A 16,259-nucleotide genomic window follows, 5' to 3' on the forward strand; every position below is an offset into this window, starting at 1 on the left:
GCAGAGGGGCCTCACTAAGGAGCTGAGGCAGCACCTTGCCTGGTTCGCCGAGAAAGGCCCTGACGGCCTGGTCTTCGTCGGTGAGAAGGGGGCGCCCTTCCGCCGCACGTCCTTCGGCTGGAAGTGGCGCCGCGCCCGAGCCGCCGCCGGCCTCCCCGACGATTTCCGCTTCTACGACCTTCGCCACACCGGGCACACGCTCTCGACTCGATCCGGCGCCACCCTCAAAGACACGATGGTCCGCGCCGGCCAGTCCTCCGAGAAAGCCGCGCTGATCTACCAGCACTCCGACGAGGAGAGGCAGCGCGACGTCGCCGCCGGCCTGGACGGCATGGTCCGCGCCAAGCGTGCGAAGCACCACACGGACGAGAGCGCGCATCACAAGGGGAAGGCCACCGGCAGCTAGGGCGCTTCTTTTGGATCATTGCACTGGGCGGGCCCCGCTGAGATACCTGTGACATTGAGCGGGGGCACGTCGACGGTCGGAGCCCGCAAGTGGTGGCTGGGCACTCAGTCAGCGTTTGATGCGGCCGCGTGCGGCGAGTGCGGCAAGGGCCAGGAGGATGGGTTCCAGGAGGCGCGAGGCCATCTCGATGTACGTGCCTGCAGTAGTGAGGTTCTGGTCGGAGGTGCGGAAGATCACCGAGTTGAGTACGACGCGGGTAGCTTGCTCCGCGCGGTCGGCGGTGAGCCGTTTTTGCCAGGGCCTGGTCAAGGCCGGATCTGAAGTGGTCGTGCGCAGCGTGAGCCGACCGTGCGCGAGGGTGCCGGTGGTGGCCGGAGTGGGGGTTTGGTCGGGCAGGCCCCACAGCATGAGGAGCAACACGGTCGTAGTCATCGCTGCGAGGAGCCAGCTCAGAGCGCGGGAGGCGCGTAGGCCGTAGCCGGACAGCAGCCAGTACGCAAAGAGGAGGCCGCGTTCGGCGCGGGGGGTGTTGCGGTCGTGGCGGCGCATCTCCATTTCGCCGTAGTAGAAGTCGGCCGCGCCAGGTTCGTTCTTGTTGTCCTCGAACGCCTTGCGCAACTGCCGGTACACGGGAACGACGTGCTGGGGAGCGGGAGTGTGAGCATGGTCGTGTGGGGCGGTGCGCCATTGGTGGGGCGATGGTGACTGAGCGGGGAGCGTGGCGGATTGGCCGGCTGTGTGAGCACGCCAGTGGTGTTCTTCGGCCAGGCAGCGTCGCTGGGTCCATCGGTAGGGCCAGAAGTGATGGCGTAGGTGGGTGCCTGTGGGCACGGGGGCGAAGGTGGTGCTGCCTTCGAGGCGGAGTTGGTCGAGATGGAAGGCGCCGATGAAGAGGCAGTCGCTCAGGTCGGTGTCTGTCAGGACCAGATGGGCGGCGTCCACGCCCTGCACTGAAGTGACCTTCACACTCGGCTCGCGGTCGCCCAGAAGTGTTTCTTCCGCTATGTGCCTGGTGGCGGTAAGCCGTGGTGAGGTGGTCAGGGCCACAGGTGCGGCCAGTACCGCTTGGCTGAGGTTCACGGAGGCGTACCGCAGGCGCAGGGTTGCTGTGGAATCCCACCGAGTCCGAACGCACTGGACCTCAGCTGCCGCGATCTCCAATATCGCGGGTGCGCCGAAGGCGCTGTCCGACAGGTCGACCCGGCCAGCGCATGTCATTGGCCCCAACGTCGAGGGAGACGGGAAGTTCGCCTCGCGGAACGCGGCGTCCAAGGCGAATGTCGCATCACCGAACCGGACGTCACTGGAGAATTCGACCTGGCAGAAGCCTGCAGGACCGGTGAAGGTCGCCCTGTCGAATTTGGCGGCGCCGGTGAACGCCGCCCTGTCGAACTCGGCAGGCCCCAAGAACCTCGCGCCGACGAAGCCCGCCGGGCCGGTGAAGGACACCCGGCCGAACCTGGCGGCGCCGGTGAACGCAACCTCGTCGAACTCGGCAGGCCCGGAGAACGTCGCGCCGGCGAACCCGGCAAGGGTGCTGAATGTCGCCCCTGTGAACCCGCCGACCCCCTTGAACGTCGTACCGGAGAACCCGGCAGGTCCCCGGAATCCCGCACGGGCGAAGCCAGCGGGGCCGGCGAAGATCACCAGACTGAATTCAGCGTGGTCCATGAACTGTGCGCCAGCGAACCCGGCGATACCGGAGAAGGTGGCTCCATCGAACCCCGCGACGCCGGAGAATGTCGCCCCGTCGAAACGCGCATTGCCGAATCGTGGTTTGCCGGTGGCAGGGTCGTGCAGGGCCCGGAGAAGGTTGCGCAGCAGGGGTTCGGTGAACGGAGTGCCGCGATAGTCGACGTCGACTCCCGGGGCCAGCCCTGCAAGGTGCGTGGTGCGGTCGGCATCGGCCATATGGGCCAGACAGAAGGTGTGGTGGGGGACACGGATGCCCCGGCAGCCGGCGAAGGCAGGGGCAGTCGCACCGTGTCCGCAGCAGGGCCAAGAAGGTGTGGACGCCGGAGGCTGTGCGGACGTCGTCTGGCAGGTCTGCAGAAGACTGCTCAAGACTCCGGCGGGGTCGTGCAGAATGCGGGCTCCATCGACGACTACGTGCTCTGTGCCGGGATCGACAGGGTCGGTGCTTGCCCAGCTGAGGCCAGCGAAGTTCAGCTCTACTTCCAGGCCCGAGGTAGTGGCGAAGCGTCGTTCCACGACCGCTCCCCATGCCTGAGTCCTTATCAAGGTGCCGAGGGCGAGCCCGTCGGCCCATACACCGTCCGCGTATCTGCTCTCGTCCGTGGTGAGGAGGACCAGGTCGATGTCGGAGTCAGGTCGGGCGGCATTTCGGGCGCAGGAGCCCACGAGGAGCACGCCCACAATGTCGTGGTGTTCCGCGGCCCAGCGCGTGACGCTGTCAGTGATCTCTTCAATCTCAGCGAGCCGTTCTGGTGAGATGGTCCGACCGTTCGCCGACTGCCCGTCACGATGCACCGGGCTGGCCTCCCTTATCGGGTGGCGGTGAGTGAACATGACACAGTGTCTCAACAGGATGCAGCAGCATAGAACTTGCTGTGCAGAGCCCTGCCTGAGGCATGGGTTGTTTCGTTCAGCCTGACCGACCAATGCTTCGTGTGTGCCGTTGACTGACGCGCAGTGGGCGCGGATCGAGCCGTTACTCCCAGACCGGGCGCCGAAACGGGGTGGCCGGTGGCGTGATCACCGGGAGGTGATCGACGCGATCGCGTTCAAGCTCCAGACCGGAACCAGTGGGCCCACCTGCCCGAGAAGTACGGCAATTGGCGAGGCGTCTACAGCCGGCTGCGGATGTGGGCTATCGACGGCACGTGGGAACGGGTATTCACCACACTGATGGCTCAGGCCGACGCAGACGAAGACCTGAACTGGGCCGTCTCGGTGGACTCCACGATCGTGCGCGCTCACCAGCACGCCTCCTGAGCCGGCCTACAGGGGCCCCTGGCCGACGAACCCGACGACCACGCCATCGGACGGTCCCGTGGCGGGCTGACCACGAAGATCCACCTCGCTGCCGATGCACGGTGCCGCCCCCTGGCCTTCGTCCTTACCGCGGGGCAGGCCGGTGACGCGCCTACCTTCACCGACGTCATGGCTCGCCTGCGTGTTCCCCGCCGCCGCGGTCGTCCGCGCACGAGGCCGGACGTGGTGCTGGCCGACAAGGCTTACTCGTCCCGCGCGATCCGTGATCATCTACGGAGCCGCGGCATCCGGGCGGTGATTCCGGTCCCAGCGGACCAGCGCGGGCACCGGCTCCGGCGCGGTAGCCGGGGCGGTCGGCTACCAGCCTTTGACCGCAAGGCTTACAAGCAGCGCAACACCGTCGAGCGATGCATCAACCGCCTGAAGCAATGGCGAGGCATCGCCACCCGCTACGAGAAGACCGCGACTATTTACCTGGCCGGACTCCATCTCGCCGGCATCTTCCTCTGGTCTGCCCGATGATCCAAACGACAGTCCCTAGTCGCGCCCTTATGGTGCGGATGTGGTGCGCCCGCCCACTGGTCCAGACAACAAAGAACCCCCGGGTCTCCGACCTGGGGGTTTCTCAAAGAGCGGGTGACGAGAATCGAACTCGCGCTCTCAGCTTGGGAAGCTGATGTTCTACCATTAAACTACACCCGCGTAAGTACGGACGAGGTCCCGGAGGGGCCGGTGTCCGGACGGTGCTCACTCTACATCATCGCAGGCCCCCGGTGTTCGGAACCCGGGGGCCTGAGTCGGTTTCAGAGGTGGGATCCGGCTGCGGGTGGCCGGAGTTGGGGCGTACCGTGGAGGCCTCGGGGAGGGCCGGAGTGCCGCGTGGAGAGTCGTCTCGTTGATCCCGTAATGTGGCTTTTGTCGTCCGGGCAGCAACGCCGGACGCGGCTCTTGGGGAAGGGACTTGAGGGACTTGATGGAACGCACCGTCGTCCGATGTGCGGACGGGCACGTCTTCAGCACCACTTCGTTCCCGATGCAGCAGGCCGAGCGGCTCGGCCCCGGCCGGCTGGTCCGGTGCCCGCGCTGCGCCCGGCTCCGCAGCGCCGTCCCTGTCGTCATGGAGAAGCGGTGACCGGAGGGCACGGCGACCGGCTGTAGCCGGGCCGTCACAGTGGGCGCGCGGAGTTGTCGTGATTGCCACGGCTCCGCGCGCCTTGCGTATCCTCGCTACGTGCTTCTCTCAGACAAGGACATCCGGGCCGAGATCGACGCCGGGCGGGTACGGATCGATCCCTACGACGAAACCATGGTGCAGCCGTCGAGCATCGACGTACGGCTGGACCGGTACTTCCGGGTGTTCGAGAACCACCGGTACCCGCACATCGACCCCTCCATCGAGCAGGCCGACCTGACCAGGCTGGTCGAGCCCGAGGGCGACGAGCCGTTCATCCTGCACCCCGGGGAGTTCGTGCTCGCCTCCACCTACGAGGTGATCACGCTTCCCGACGATCTCGCCTCCCGCCTGGAGGGGAAGAGTTCGCTCGGCCGGCTGGGGCTGGTCACCCACTCCACCGCCGGGTTCATCGACCCCGGTTTCAGCGGGCACGTCACCCTGGAGCTGTCCAACCTCGCCACGCTCCCGATCAAGCTGTGGCCGGGGATGAAGATCGGGCAGCTGTGCATGTTCCGGCTGACCTCGCCCGCCGAGTCGCCGTACGGCAGTGAGCGCTACGGCTCCCGGTACCAGGGGCAGCGCGGACCGACCGCCTCGCGGTCCTTCCTCAATTTCCACCGGACCCAGGTGTGAGGGCGACGACGGCATGAGCAGCGCAGACGTGCGGGAGAACCTGACCTACGAGCGGTTCGGGACCGCCATCCGCGAGCTGGCGCAGACCATCGCCGACGACGGGTACGAGCCCGACATCGTGCTGAGCATCGCCCGGGGCGGTGTCTTCGTCGCGGGTGGGCTCGCCTACGCCCTCGACTGCAAGAACATCCACCTCGTGAACGTCGAGTTCTACACCGGTGTGGGGACGACCCTCGAAATGCCGGTCATGCTCGCCCCCGTCCCCAACGTGATCGACTTCTCCGACAAGAAGGTGCTGATCACCGACGACGTCGCCGACACCGGCAAGACGCTCAAGCTCGTACGCGACTTCTGCCTCGACACCGTCGCCGAGGTGCGCTCCGCGGTGGTCTACGAGAAGTCCCACTCCCTCGTGAAGTGCGAGTACGTCTGGAAGCGTACCGACGACTGGATCAACTTCCCGTGGAGTGTCCTGCCTCCAGTAAGTAGGTCGGGAGAAGCGGTCAAGCCGAACAAGGAGGCGCTGTAGATCTGCCTTGTCAAGGGCGCTGCGCCGAACACTTCCAACAGGAGTGCCAGATGCCGCAGGTGGGCCAAGTGTCATGCAGAGTGCGCTAGGTGAGCCCTCCGAGTGCCAGTGCCGACCGATATGCTTCTGCTGTCCACTTCCGGTCCATACCGAGCTTCGGACCTAAGAGCCGAAGACCCCCGCCCGCCAGGGGTTGGCACGACCGGACTGGAAGTGTGACATGGCAGAACTGCGAAAGCCGGAAGAGCCGAACCGCGATCAGCGACCGAGCCCGACGAAGGCCGAGATCCTGATAGCGGTCCTCACGGCGATCACGGCGCTCGCAGGCTGTGTGGAGCAGCTGGCGCGCTAGCGCGCCGACGTTGAGTGGTGCACCGGACGAAGGCAGGGCAAAGCAAAGCGAGCCCGGCCGTTGTCTAGTCGGCCGGACCCGCTTAACGACTCCACGTATGAGCCCGGACCCTGGCTGCAACCAGGGCCGGGCTCCTCTGCGTAGAGCCACATCCATGGGGTTCGTGGCAACGGGAACACGAGCTGCCGGTGAACCCCTTTGACTATAGCTCCCAGGTCTTCTCAGGTCTTCTCAGGTCACTATGCGCACACAACTGGGCGAGTGCTCACGTGGAGCTCTGGCCAGCCATGATTGTTCGTGTGCCTGTGCAGGCGCGCTTCGTGCCTCGGCCGAGTGGTCCAGCTGGCCATGGAGCACGTACTGAGCAGCCTTGTAATGGGTGCTGGTGGCGTCTGTGGCCTACGCCTGGCGGCGGGTGCTCATCCTCATCAGGTCGATCACAGGGGTCTGTCGACATCGGTCGGCCTGGCCTGCGCCTCGGCTGATGTGGCGGAGGATGGTGCTCATGTGCGCTCTTTTCGAACCCCCCGAGCCTCGCCGCGTCCCGCCGGGCGAGTACCTGGTGTGGGACCAGGCTCTCGCCCTTCTGAACCGGGACCTGGCGGTGACGCTTCCCCAGCTGGAACCCCTGCAACTGCTGGCCCTTCCGTCCTACGCTGCGGATGAGCCGGAGGACGTCTACGTCGCCATGGCCAACGGCGAGTGGCACGGCAACTGCCTGGACCCGAACTCACAGGACAGCCTTGCCTCTGCACTGGCGAGCGTCGCCGATGCCGCGCAGGAGACCGTCATGGAGCTTCTGTGGCAGGCGTGGCCCCTGTGCCCGGAGCATGGCCTGGGCATGCATCCAAGGGAGGACGCACAGGAGCGACTGTTCTGGTGGTGCGCGGGAGAACGGTTGCGTCGCGGCCCGGCTCATATCCACGCGGCCGTGGGCGCACTCGACGCTTAGGGAGCGTCGGTCCGTACACGGCAGAGGCACTAGAACGCCCCTCGCACACACGCGGCAAGATGACCACATGGTGGACGACGAGAAGGTGGGCTTCATCCTGCCGCAGGGAGCGACAGGCTTCTACCAGTCGAAGGACGCTCCTCCTCCCGAAACCGACCTGCGGGCCTTCCGGGGCGCTCTGTATGCGGCTGCCCGCTCCGCCGGAGGCGAGGTGGGCGAGGTGGAGGAGCAGGCGTACCCTCGCACGTTTCACATCGCGTCGGTCGTCGATCGGGAAGGCGAGGGCATCGTTCTGTGTCACGCCTGTCACCCCTGGATCGCGTTCGCCCAGGAACGTAGGGAGTGGTACAGCGAGGAGTTCGTCGCACCGCCGCCTTGGGCCGGCACCTTCACCCAAGCCGGGTTCGAGGTGTTCGACCGCGAGCAGCTCACCACACCTCTGTCCGACGTGAACACCTCGATACTCACGCAGGGCGAGTGGCGCCAGATCAGGGCCTACGGCATCACCACGCTGGGCGGGGTCATCTTCAACGCATGGGACTGATGAGACCGGGAGCAACCCGTTCCCGGCTTCCTGGCCCACCGCGCACCCCAGCAGTCAGCTCAAGTGCCGAGCCCGTCGTGGAGCGGGCCGGGCAGGTTCTCGACGCCTGGGTTCCGGCGGACCGCATACAGGACCGCATACAGGACCGCATACGGAAAGACCCCCGGCTGTCGTGCCGGGGGCCCTTCTTCGTGGGCGTTGATGATCAGAAGGTGCCAAGCTTCACGATCGACAGCAGTGCGACCAGCTGGATCGCCGACGCGCCCAGGGCCTTCGGCCAGGGCAGGTCGTGGGAGCGGGACACCATGAGCGTCAGCAGGGCGCCCGCGCCGATCCAGGTGGCCCAGCCGAGGAGCTGGACGAAGCCGGCGTCGCCGCCGAAGAACATGGCGACGACCAGGCGGGGCGCGTCCGTGAGGGCCGTGATCAGCATGGACAGGCCCACCGTGGGCTGCCAGGCCCCGTCACCGCCGAGCTGGCGGGCCAGGGTGTGGGTGACGACGCCCAGCACGAACAGGCCGAGCACCATCACCACGGCCGTGACCAGCACGATCGGCACCGCGTTGGACAGCGTCGCGCTGATCGCGTCCTGGCGGGCGCCGTCGAAGCCGAAGACCGCGAGCAGGCCGTAGAGGAAGGTCACGACGAGGGCGGGTGTCCACATCGTGTAGTCCCGCATGCGCAGGAAGGTCTCGTTCGGGGACAGGACGATCCCCTTGAGCAGTTCCTTCCAGTGCAGGGGCGGCCCGAGCGGCGCGGCGGGCGCGGCGGCGCCTGCATGGTAGGTGGAGCCCTGGGTGTAGCCGGCGGCCTCGTCGACGGAGAAGGCCTGGGTGTGGCCCGGGTTGTTGGCCGCGTACGGGTCGTGCCCGCCCTGCCCGGGGCCCGGGTAGCCGCCGTCGCCGAAGTACTCCGGTCCGTCGTCGGCCGGCCCGGGGTGTCCGTACGACTGTCCCTGCTGCGGGTACGGCGGCTGCGGTGCCGACGGGTAGCCGTACGAGGGCCCCGGGGCGCCCGAGGGGCCCGGGCGGCCGTACGGTGGTTGACCGTACGACGGTCCTCCGGGCTGAGCCGGGCGGTGCCCGTGCCCGTGCGACGGTCCCTGCGGCGCCTGTTGTCCTTGGGGGGTGCGGTTGTCCCGGCCCCCGCGTCCGATCCTGAATCCAGCCACGTCATCGAACGTACCTGGTCCCGAGGACCGATGTGCCGGGCCCGGCGGTCCGGGCCCGGCTTTGCGGCAGACCTGTGACATCCCCTAAGGGACCGTCAGCAGTTCCGTCGGGGTTCGTCGGGGTCCCGGGCGCTCAGTCCGCGAAGACGGCCCCCCACTGCGGGCTGCCCGACGTCGAGACGCCCACGGTGCTCGCGCCGAAGGTGCGCGAGCCGGACGTGGTGATCTTCTTGCCGTTGGACGGCAGGTAGGTGATCGCGCCGTCGCCGCCGTTCTCGTACGAGCCGATCACCAGGTCGGCCTTCCCGTCGCCGGTGACGTCGTCGAGCTTGACGTCGGCGCCGAAGAGGTCGGCCTTCTCGTCGGTGCCCGGGACGCCCGTGGTGGACTGGGCGAAGGCCTGGGCGCCGGAGGTGGTGTTCACGCCGGTGCGGGAGCCGTACAGGACGGTGACCTGGCCGGTGTTGGTGACGCCGCCGATGTCCTCGTTCGGGGAGCTGACGACGAGGTCCTGGCAGCCGTCGCCGTTGACGTCGCCGAGGTCGAGGTCCCAGCCGAAGCCGTCGCCCGTCTCGGAGCTGCCGGGCACGTTGCCGGTGTCCTGGTTGATGGCCCTGGTGGTGGCCGGGCCGGAGGCGGAGCCGTAGGTGACGCTGATCCGGCCGCCCTTGGCGGAGTCCGGAATGGTCCGGCCGTCGCCGGTCTTGGTGTCCCAGGAGGCGCCGGTGACGATGTCGCCGAAGCCGTCGTGGTCGATGTCGCCGATGCCGGTGACGATGCCGGACTTGAGGGCCTTGGCGGAGGCGGTGCTCAGGCCGTTCGCGGTGCCGGGCAGCCAGTAGTTGGTGTTCCAGTGGGACGACGTCCGCGTCTCGTAGCCGTCGACGACGAGGTCGGTGCGGCCGTCGCCGTTGACGTCACCGGCGGTGAGGTTCATCGGCCCGTACGGGTAGTCGTTGGTGCCCGACTCGATGGGCGGCTTGACGGTGGTGCGGCTGCCCGGGGTGCCGGTTGCGCCGAAGCCGCCCTTGTAGAGGTAGAGGGTGGCGGCGGAGCTGCCGACGACGAGGTCGGCCTTGCCGTCGCCGTCGAAGTCGCCGGCGGCCAGGTTCTGGCCCCAGTAGTCGTGGGAACCGGCGGCCGGATCGGGGATCTCCACGCCCTTGCCGGTCAGGCCGCTCGCGGAGCCCCACAGGAGGGTGACGGCGCCGCCGTTGGTGTCGGTGCCGACCTTCTCGTGCGGGGTGCCGACGGCGAGGTCGTCGTAGCCGTCGTGGTTGAAGTCGGCGTACGCCAGGTCGTAGCCGAACTGGTCGCCGGTCTCGGCGGTGCCGGGGACGCCCGTGGAGTTCTGGCTGAGGGTGGTGCGCCTGGCCGAGGAGACGCCGGTGGTGGTGCCGTACAGGACGACGACCTGGCCGGCGTCCTTGTGGCCGCTGACGTAGGCGGTGGCGGCCGAGGTGGCGATGTCGCCGATGCCGTCGCCGTTGAAATCGGCCTTCGCGACCTTGAAGGAGTCGGCGGCCGTGGCCGGGGACGCGGCGAAGGTGAGCAGACCGCCCGTCAGAGCGGCGGCCGCGGCCGTCGCGAGGGCGAGTCGGGAGTACGCGTGCATGCGGTCTCCTGCTGCATGCGGGGGACGCCCCGGATGGGGCGTCCGCAGACGATGGGGGCGGGCCGCTCGCCTGCGTGGCGGGGCGGCCGGCGATCAGGAGACCCGCGGTGGTGCGCAAGGGTTGTACGCGCGTTCGGAAGCGGTGGGAGAGCGCTGTGGCCGCCGGGGCATGGTCCAGGATGGATCCATGAGCGTAGTGAAGATCAACGTGCTGACCGTGCCCGCCGAGCAGCGGGAGGTGCTGGAGCAGCGGTTCGCCTCGCGGGCCCACGCGGTGGAGAACTCCGACGGCTTCGAGTGGTTCGAGCTGCTGCGCCCCGTCGAGGGCACCGACACCTACCTCGTCTACACCCGCTGGCGGGACGAGGAGTCGTTCCAGGCCTGGATGGAGGGGCCGATGAAGTCCGCGCACCAGGGCGGCGGCGAGGGCGGCGAGCGTCCGAAGCCCGCGGCCTCCGGTTCGACCCTGTGGTCCTTCGAGGTGGTGCAGCAGGCCGGGCCCAAGGCTGTTTAGGCCGGAGGAACAGGGAAACGGTGACGCCCCCGCCGCCGCCCGGGAGGGCCGTGGGGGCGTCGGTCGTGTCGCCACGATGTACATGAGCGGCGCTTCCCCCTGACAGGAGCCGGGCGCTGCCGGGCAACGCCTAGTCGCAGACGATGTCCCGCCTCGGCCGCTCACCCGTCGCGAGGAAGCGGGAGACCGTCCGGTCGCCGCATGCGTTGCCGTTGTCGAGGTAGGCGCCGTGGCCCGTGGAGTTCACGGTCACCATGACGGCGCGTCGGCCGAGGGCCTGGCGGAGCTTGAGGGCGCCGCTGAGAGGGGTGGCCACGTCGTGCCGGTTCTGGATCATGAGGACGGTGGAGGGGCCGCGGTCGGTGATGCGAACCGGGGGCTCCTTCGGTGTGTACGGCCAGGCGGCGCACACCGTCGCGTTCCTCGGCATGCCCGCGGTCAGCGGGAACTCGGCGCGGCTCGCGGCGACCTCCTTCTCGTACCCGGCCGCGGACCTGGGCCAGACGACGTCGTTGCAGATGGTGGCGGCGCTGACCGCCGTGACGTTCTGGAGGGCCGGCTCGGGCGGCGCCTCGGGCGCGGGCGGCACGGTGCCCTTGCGGGCGGCCAGGATCAGCTTGGCCAGGGCGGGGTAGTCGTCGGGGTCGTAGAGGCTGTCCAGCATCATCTGGCGGAACACGTTGCCGTTGAGCTCCTGCGGGTTGGCGCCCGGCCAGGGGAGGGGGTCACGGTCGAGACGTGCGGCGAGGCGGAGGAAGAGGCGGCGTACCTCGGCCGCGGTCCCGGCCACTCGATCGGGGTTGCCCGGCCGTGACGCCCACTCGGCGAACTCGGCGAAGTTGTCCTCGGCGCCCACCTCGAACGCGGCGAACCAGGCCCGCTCTGCCCGCACGGGGTCGGGGTTGTCGTTGCTGTCCAGCACGAAACGGTCGGTGCGGTCCGGGAACAGTTCGTTGTAGACGACGCTGACGTACGTCCCGTACGAGTCACCCCACGCGGAGATCCTCCGCTCGCCGAGCGCCGCCCGGATGCGGTCGAGGTCGCGGGCCTCGTTGGCGGTGCTGATGTGCCGTATCAGCCGGCCGCCGTGGTGCGCGCACGCTTCCGACATCCGCCGCGCGGTGGCCATGTTCTCCTTGACGGAGCCGTCAGGGGCGGGCCAGGGAAGGAGCTTCGTCCGAGCGAGGTCACCTCGTTCCATGCCGCAGCTGACCGGGGTCGAGCGGCCGTACCCCCGGGGATCGAACCCGATCAGGTCGTAGCTGTCCCGTACTTCCTTCGGCAGCTTCTGCCCCTTGTCCGAGGGCTGGTCGAGGCTGCCGCCGCCGGGTCCGCCGGGGATCAGGAACAGCGCGCCCCGGCGGGCCTTCGGGTTCTCGGCGGGGATGCGGGAGAACGCGACGGTGATCTTCTCGCCGTGCGGATCGGCGTAGTCCATCGGCACCTCGATGGTCGTGCACCGCTGCCGCGGATCGAGACCTGTGCCCTCGCACTTCGTCCAGCGGAGGTGCGACGGCCTGGCGTCGTCGGCGGCCGAGGCGGTCGCCGTGGTGGCGGGCACGGCGAGGCTCAGGACGGCGGCGGAGGCGGCCAACAGGGCTGCGTTTCGCTTGATCTTCGTCATGCGTACGAGCTTCGCCTGCGCCGTCCCTCACCGAAATCCTGCCAACCGGCCTGTGCGCACGGGGGTTTGCCTCACCGGGTTCCCCTACTCGGTGGGGTTCGCCGAGGCCGGGACGTGCCGGCTGCCCTGCACGGCCGACGCCCCGCACCGGAAAGGTGCGGGGCGTCGGCCGTGGCGAACAGGGCGGTTACTTCACCGGCTCCGGCTCCGGCTCGCTCTCCGTCTCCGTCTCGCCCGCCGGGTCGACCGGGGTCTTGACGGAGTCGAGGAGCAGCTGGGCGACGTCCACGACCTGGATGGACTCCTTGGCCTTGCCGTCGTTCTTCTTGCCGTTGACCGAGTCGGTCAGCATGACGAGGCAGAACGGGCAGGCGGTGGAGACGATGTCCGGGTTCAGCGACAGCGCCTCGTCGACGCGCTCGTTGTTGATGCGCTTGCCGATGCGCTCTTCCATCCACATCCGGGCGCCGCCGGCGCCGCAGCAGAAGCCGCGCTCCTTGTGGCGGTGCATCTCCTCGTTGCGCAGGCCCGGGACCTTGCCGATGATCTCGCGCGGGGGCGTGTAGATCTTGTTGTGGCGGCCCAGGTAGCACGGGTCGTGGTACGTGATGATGCCCTCGACCGGGGTGACCGGGATCAGCTTGCCCTCGTCCACCAGGTGCTGGAGCAGCTGGGTGTGGTGGATGACCTCGTAGTCGCCGCCGAGCTGCGGGTACTCGTTGCCGAGCGTGTTGAGGCAGTGCGGGCAGGTGGCGACGATCTTCTTGGCGGACTTCGGCTTCCTCGACTCCGCGGTGACCTTGCCCTCGTCGTCCAGCTCCTCGCCGAACGCCGTGTTCAGGGCCATCACGTTCTCCATGCCGAGCTCCTGGAACAGGGGCTCGTTGCCGAGGCGGCGGGCGGAGTCACCGGTGCACTTCTCGTCGCCGCCCATGATCGCGAACTTCACGCCCGCGATGTGCAGCAGCTCGGCGAAGGCCTTGGTGGTCTTCTTGGCGCGGTCCTCCAGGGCGCCGGCGCAGCCGACCCAGTACAGGTACTCGACCTCGGTGAGGTCCTCGATGTCCTTGCCGACGACCGGGACCTCGAAGTCGACCTCCTTGGTCCACTCCAGGCGCTGCTTCTTCGCCAGGCCCCAGGGGTTGCCCTTCTTCTCCAGGTTCTTGAGCATCGTGCCCGCCTCGGACGGGAAGGCCGACTCGATCATGACCTGGTAGCGGCGCATGTCGACGATGTGGTCGACGTGCTCGATGTCCACCGGGCACTGCTCGACGCAGGCGCCGCAGGTGGTGCAGGACCACAGGACGTCGGGGTCGATGACGCCGTTCTCCTCGGCGGTGCCGATCAGCGGGCGCTCGGCCTCCGCCAGCGCGGCGGCCGGGACGTCCTTCAGGGCCTCCTCGGAGGCCTTCTCCTCGCCCTCCATCGTCTTGCCGCCGCCGGCCAGCAGGTACGGCGCCTTGGCGTGGGCGTGGTCCCGCAGGGACATGATCAGCAGCTTCGGGGAGAGCGGCTTTCCGGTGTTCCAGGCGGGGCACTGCGACTGGCAGCGGCCGCACTCGGTGCAGGTGGAGAAGTCCAGCAGGCCCTTCCAGGAGAACTGCTCGACCTGGGAGACGCCGAAGACGTCGTCCTCGCCCGGGTCCTCGAAGTTGATCGGCTTGCCGCCCGAGGTCATCGGCAGCAGCGCGCCGAGGGAGGTCTCACCGGTGGCGTTGCGCTTGAACCAGATGTTCGGGAAGGCCAGGAAGCGGTGCCAGGCCACACCCATGTCGGTCTTCAGGGCGACCGTGATCATCCAGATGAAGGAGGTCGCGATCTTCAGGCCGGCGAAGAAGTAGGTGAGGTTCTGGAGGGTGGAGACGTCCATGCCCTCCAGCCACGACACGACCGGGTACGAGATGAAGAAGGAGGCCTCGTAGCCGTCCACGTGGTGCTGGGCGCCCTCCAGGGCGTGCAGCATGAAGATGCAGACGCCGACGACGAGGATGACGGTCTCGACGAAGTACGCCTGGCCGAAGTTGGAGCCGGCGAACCGGGACTTGCGGCCCGGCCGGCGCGGGTGGCTCAGCTGGCGGATCGCGATCAGAACGAGGATGCCGACGATCGTCATCGTGCCGATGAACTCGACGTAGATGTTGTACGGCGCCCAGTCGCCGAGGACCGGCAGGATCCAGTCGGCCTCGAACAGCTGCCCGATGGCGTTGACGATCGTCAGCAGCAGCGTGAAGAAGCCCACGGCGACGAACCAGTGCGCCACACCGACGATGCCCCAGCGGTTCATCCGGGTGTGGCCGAGGAACTCCCGGACCACGGTGAGGGTGCGCTGTGTGGGATCGTTGGTCCGCGTGCCGGCCGGCACCGGCTGGCCCAGCCGCAGATGGTTGAAGATCTGGAGGAGGGCGCGGCCGAACAGTGCCACGCCGACCACGATCAGGACCAGCGACACGATGATCGCGGCGAGTTGCATTGGGGCTCCTGAGGCGGCCTCGGTCTGAACGGGCTGTCGTGAGCCGACGCCCGAGCTGATCGACATTACTAAGCGGTAACTTATGTAGTTCGTCTGAGACTACCCCCATCTTCCGTCGCGATGCAGCAGAGCGCGGGGTGATCTGGGTCGCCGCCGGGCAATCAGATCGTGTTATTCGTACCGAATTGATACTTTCGCCCCTACCTTAGAGCCGTGCTCTACGGGATCGCCGCCGCCACCGCCGCTCTGCTCTGCACCGCCGTGCTCGCGGCGCTGCTCCGGTCACCCGCGCTCAGGGCCGGAATCCTCGACCGGCGCCGCCAGCGGCCGCTGCCGCTCCTCGGCGGCCTCGCCGTGGCGGTCGTCACCTGCCTGGTCGCCGCAGCGGGGGAGTGGACCCGGGTCGCCCCGCTCGGGGACGGGGTCGCCGAGCTGCTCATGGCCGCCGCCGCGGTCGCCGGCCTCGGTCTGGTGGCCGATGTGTGGCGCCTCCGCGCGCGCGTGCTCGTCACCGGTACGGCCGTGGCGGCGGTCTGCGTGGTGCCGTACGACGAGACGGGCCTGCCGGGCGGAATGCTGGCCGTCGGCTGGATCGTCCTCGCCACCCTCGCCTTCAAGGGGCTCGACCACGCCGAGGGGCTGGCCGGGACGGTCGGCGTGGTCACCGCCTTCGGTGCGGGGGTCTGCGCCGCCGCCGAGGTGATGGACGGACTCGCCGTGCTGCTGAGCGTGGTCGCCGCGGCCCTCACCGGCTTCCTGATGCACAACTGGCATCCCGCGCGGATCGGCCTCGGCGCCTGCGGCTCGCTGTTCACCGGGTTCCTGCTGTCGTCGGCGGCCGTCTTCACGCGCGCGGGCTACGACATCGGGCCGAGCGCGGCGGTGGTGTTCTGCCTCGCTGCCGTGGCCGTCACCGACGCCCTGCTCGTGGTCCTCGCCCGGAGGGCGGCCCGGCGGCCGCTGCTCAGGCGCGGGCCGGACCACCTCGGGCACCGGCTGCGGCGGCTCGGGCTCACCCCCCAGGGATCGGTCGTACTGCTCGGGGCGGGCTCCTTCTCCTCGGTGCTCGTGGGGGTGCTCGTGCACCTCGGGTGGACCGGCCACGGGGCCGTGCTCTGGGTGGCCGGCGGGGTGGTTCTGGTCGTCGTCGTACTCCTTTTGATTCCCGTTCCGCGGGGGCGCCGCCCGTCATCGACCCAGGTCAGCGGGCACTTGCGTGTAAGGAGCGGATAAGAGTTGAGTCTGGCTGACTCAGGTCTGTTGACCCGGCGGTTCTGCTCATGCACACTTGAGCCTGTTCCACTCAAGTCAGCTGGAGGA

13 protein-coding genes, 1 tRNA gene and 2 pseudogenes are annotated in these 16,259 nt (G+C 68.5%); 10 read left to right on the forward strand and 6 right to left on the reverse strand.

The features are described 5' to 3' along the window. Positions 1-10: 10 nt before the first annotated feature. Positions 11-406 (forward strand): annotated as a pseudogene (locus S1361_RS21190) (tyrosine-type recombinase/integrase); the annotation flags it as partial. Positions 407-514: 108 nt separating this feature from the next. Here the strand turns inward: S1361_RS21190 and S1361_RS21195 are convergent. Next, entirely contained in the window at positions 515-2,935 is a 2,421-nt protein-coding gene (locus S1361_RS21195) for a pentapeptide repeat-containing protein (protein ID WP_341829342.1), read from the reverse strand. Positions 2,936-3,038: 103 nt separating this feature from the next. On the opposite strand from S1361_RS21195, the pseudogene S1361_RS21205 reads away from it, so the two are divergent. Then, positions 3,039-3,883 (forward strand): annotated as a pseudogene (locus S1361_RS21205) (IS5 family transposase). A 109-nt stretch (positions 3,884-3,992) separates the two neighbouring features. Here S1361_RS21205 and S1361_RS21210 read toward each other — a convergent pair. Beyond that, positions 3,993-4,063: transfer RNA gene (locus S1361_RS21210), tRNA-Gly, on the reverse strand. A gap of 271 nt (positions 4,064-4,334) precedes the next feature. Here S1361_RS21210 and S1361_RS21215 point away from each other — a divergent pair. From S1361_RS21215 to S1361_RS21235, 6 genes are all read left to right on the forward strand, one after another. Then, positions 4,335-4,493 carry a hypothetical protein gene (locus tag S1361_RS21215; protein WP_202515129.1) on the forward strand — a complete coding sequence of 53 codons (159 nt, stop codon included), beginning with the start codon at positions 4,335-4,337 and terminating at the stop codon, positions 4,491-4,493. 99 nt (positions 4,494-4,592) lie between these two features. Continuing rightward, entirely contained in the window at positions 4,593-5,168 is a 576-nt protein-coding gene (dcd, locus tag S1361_RS21220; RefSeq protein ID WP_208033380.1) for a dCTP deaminase, read from the forward strand. Positions 5,169-5,181: 13 nt separating this feature from the next. After that, a complete protein-coding gene (locus S1361_RS21225; RefSeq protein WP_208033381.1) occupies positions 5,182-5,697 on the forward strand; it encodes a phosphoribosyltransferase in 516 nt (171 codons plus the stop codon). 220 nt (positions 5,698-5,917) lie between these two features. Then, positions 5,918-6,049 (forward strand): hypothetical protein, encoded by a 132-nt coding sequence (locus S1361_RS39895; RefSeq protein ID WP_279577622.1) that lies wholly within the window; start codon positions 5,918-5,920, stop codon positions 6,047-6,049. A gap of 505 nt (positions 6,050-6,554) precedes the next feature. Then, positions 6,555-7,001, forward strand: a complete 447-nt coding sequence (locus S1361_RS21230; RefSeq protein ID WP_208033382.1) for a hypothetical protein — start codon at positions 6,555-6,557, stop codon at positions 6,999-7,001. A gap of 67 nt (positions 7,002-7,068) precedes the next feature. Then, on the forward strand, positions 7,069-7,545 hold the full coding sequence (locus tag S1361_RS21235) for a hypothetical protein (RefSeq protein ID WP_208033383.1): 477 nt from the start codon (positions 7,069-7,071) through the stop codon (positions 7,543-7,545). Between the two features lie 205 nt (positions 7,546-7,750). Here the strand turns inward: S1361_RS21235 and S1361_RS21240 are convergent, their stop codons facing one another. Together S1361_RS21240 and S1361_RS21245 are read right to left on the reverse strand one after the other, a co-directional pair. After that, complete coding sequence (locus S1361_RS21240; RefSeq protein WP_208033384.1) at positions 7,751-8,797, reverse strand: Yip1 family protein; 1,047 nt, start codon at positions 8,795-8,797, stop codon at positions 7,751-7,753. 52 nt (positions 8,798-8,849) lie between these two features. After that, positions 8,850-10,331, reverse strand: coding sequence for an FG-GAP and VCBS repeat-containing protein (locus S1361_RS21245; RefSeq protein ID WP_208033385.1), 1,482 nt, complete (start codon positions 10,329-10,331; stop codon positions 8,850-8,852). Positions 10,332-10,518: 187 nt separating this feature from the next. On the opposite strand from S1361_RS21245, the gene S1361_RS21250 reads away from it, so the two are divergent. Further along, the gene (locus tag S1361_RS21250) at positions 10,519-10,845 is read left to right on the forward strand and encodes an antibiotic biosynthesis monooxygenase family protein (RefSeq protein WP_208033386.1); all 327 of its coding nucleotides are present in this window, start codon (positions 10,519-10,521) and stop codon (positions 10,843-10,845) included. A gap of 130 nt (positions 10,846-10,975) precedes the next feature. Here the strand turns inward: S1361_RS21250 and S1361_RS21255 are convergent, their stop codons facing one another. Both S1361_RS21255 and S1361_RS21260 read right to left on the reverse strand, forming a co-directional pair. Beyond that, the gene (locus S1361_RS21255; RefSeq protein WP_208033387.1) at positions 10,976-12,469 is read right to left on the reverse strand and encodes an alpha/beta hydrolase; all 1,494 of its coding nucleotides are present in this window, start codon (positions 12,467-12,469) and stop codon (positions 10,976-10,978) included. A 187-nt stretch (positions 12,470-12,656) separates the two neighbouring features. After that, a complete protein-coding gene (locus tag S1361_RS21260; protein WP_208033388.1) occupies positions 12,657-14,939 on the reverse strand; it encodes a (Fe-S)-binding protein in 2,283 nt (760 codons plus the stop codon). Between the two features lie 213 nt (positions 14,940-15,152). Between S1361_RS21260 and S1361_RS21265 the strand changes: the two genes are divergently transcribed. Continuing rightward, positions 15,153-16,172, forward strand: a complete 1,020-nt coding sequence (locus tag S1361_RS21265; RefSeq protein ID WP_208033389.1) for an MraY family glycosyltransferase — start codon at positions 15,153-15,155, stop codon at positions 16,170-16,172. The last annotated feature ends 87 nt before the right edge of the window (positions 16,173-16,259 follow it).

Origin of the sequence: Streptomyces cyanogenus (assembly GCF_017526105.1) — a bacterium.
Classification (GTDB): Bacteria; Actinomycetota; Actinomycetes; order Streptomycetales; family Streptomycetaceae; genus Streptomyces; species Streptomyces cyanogenus.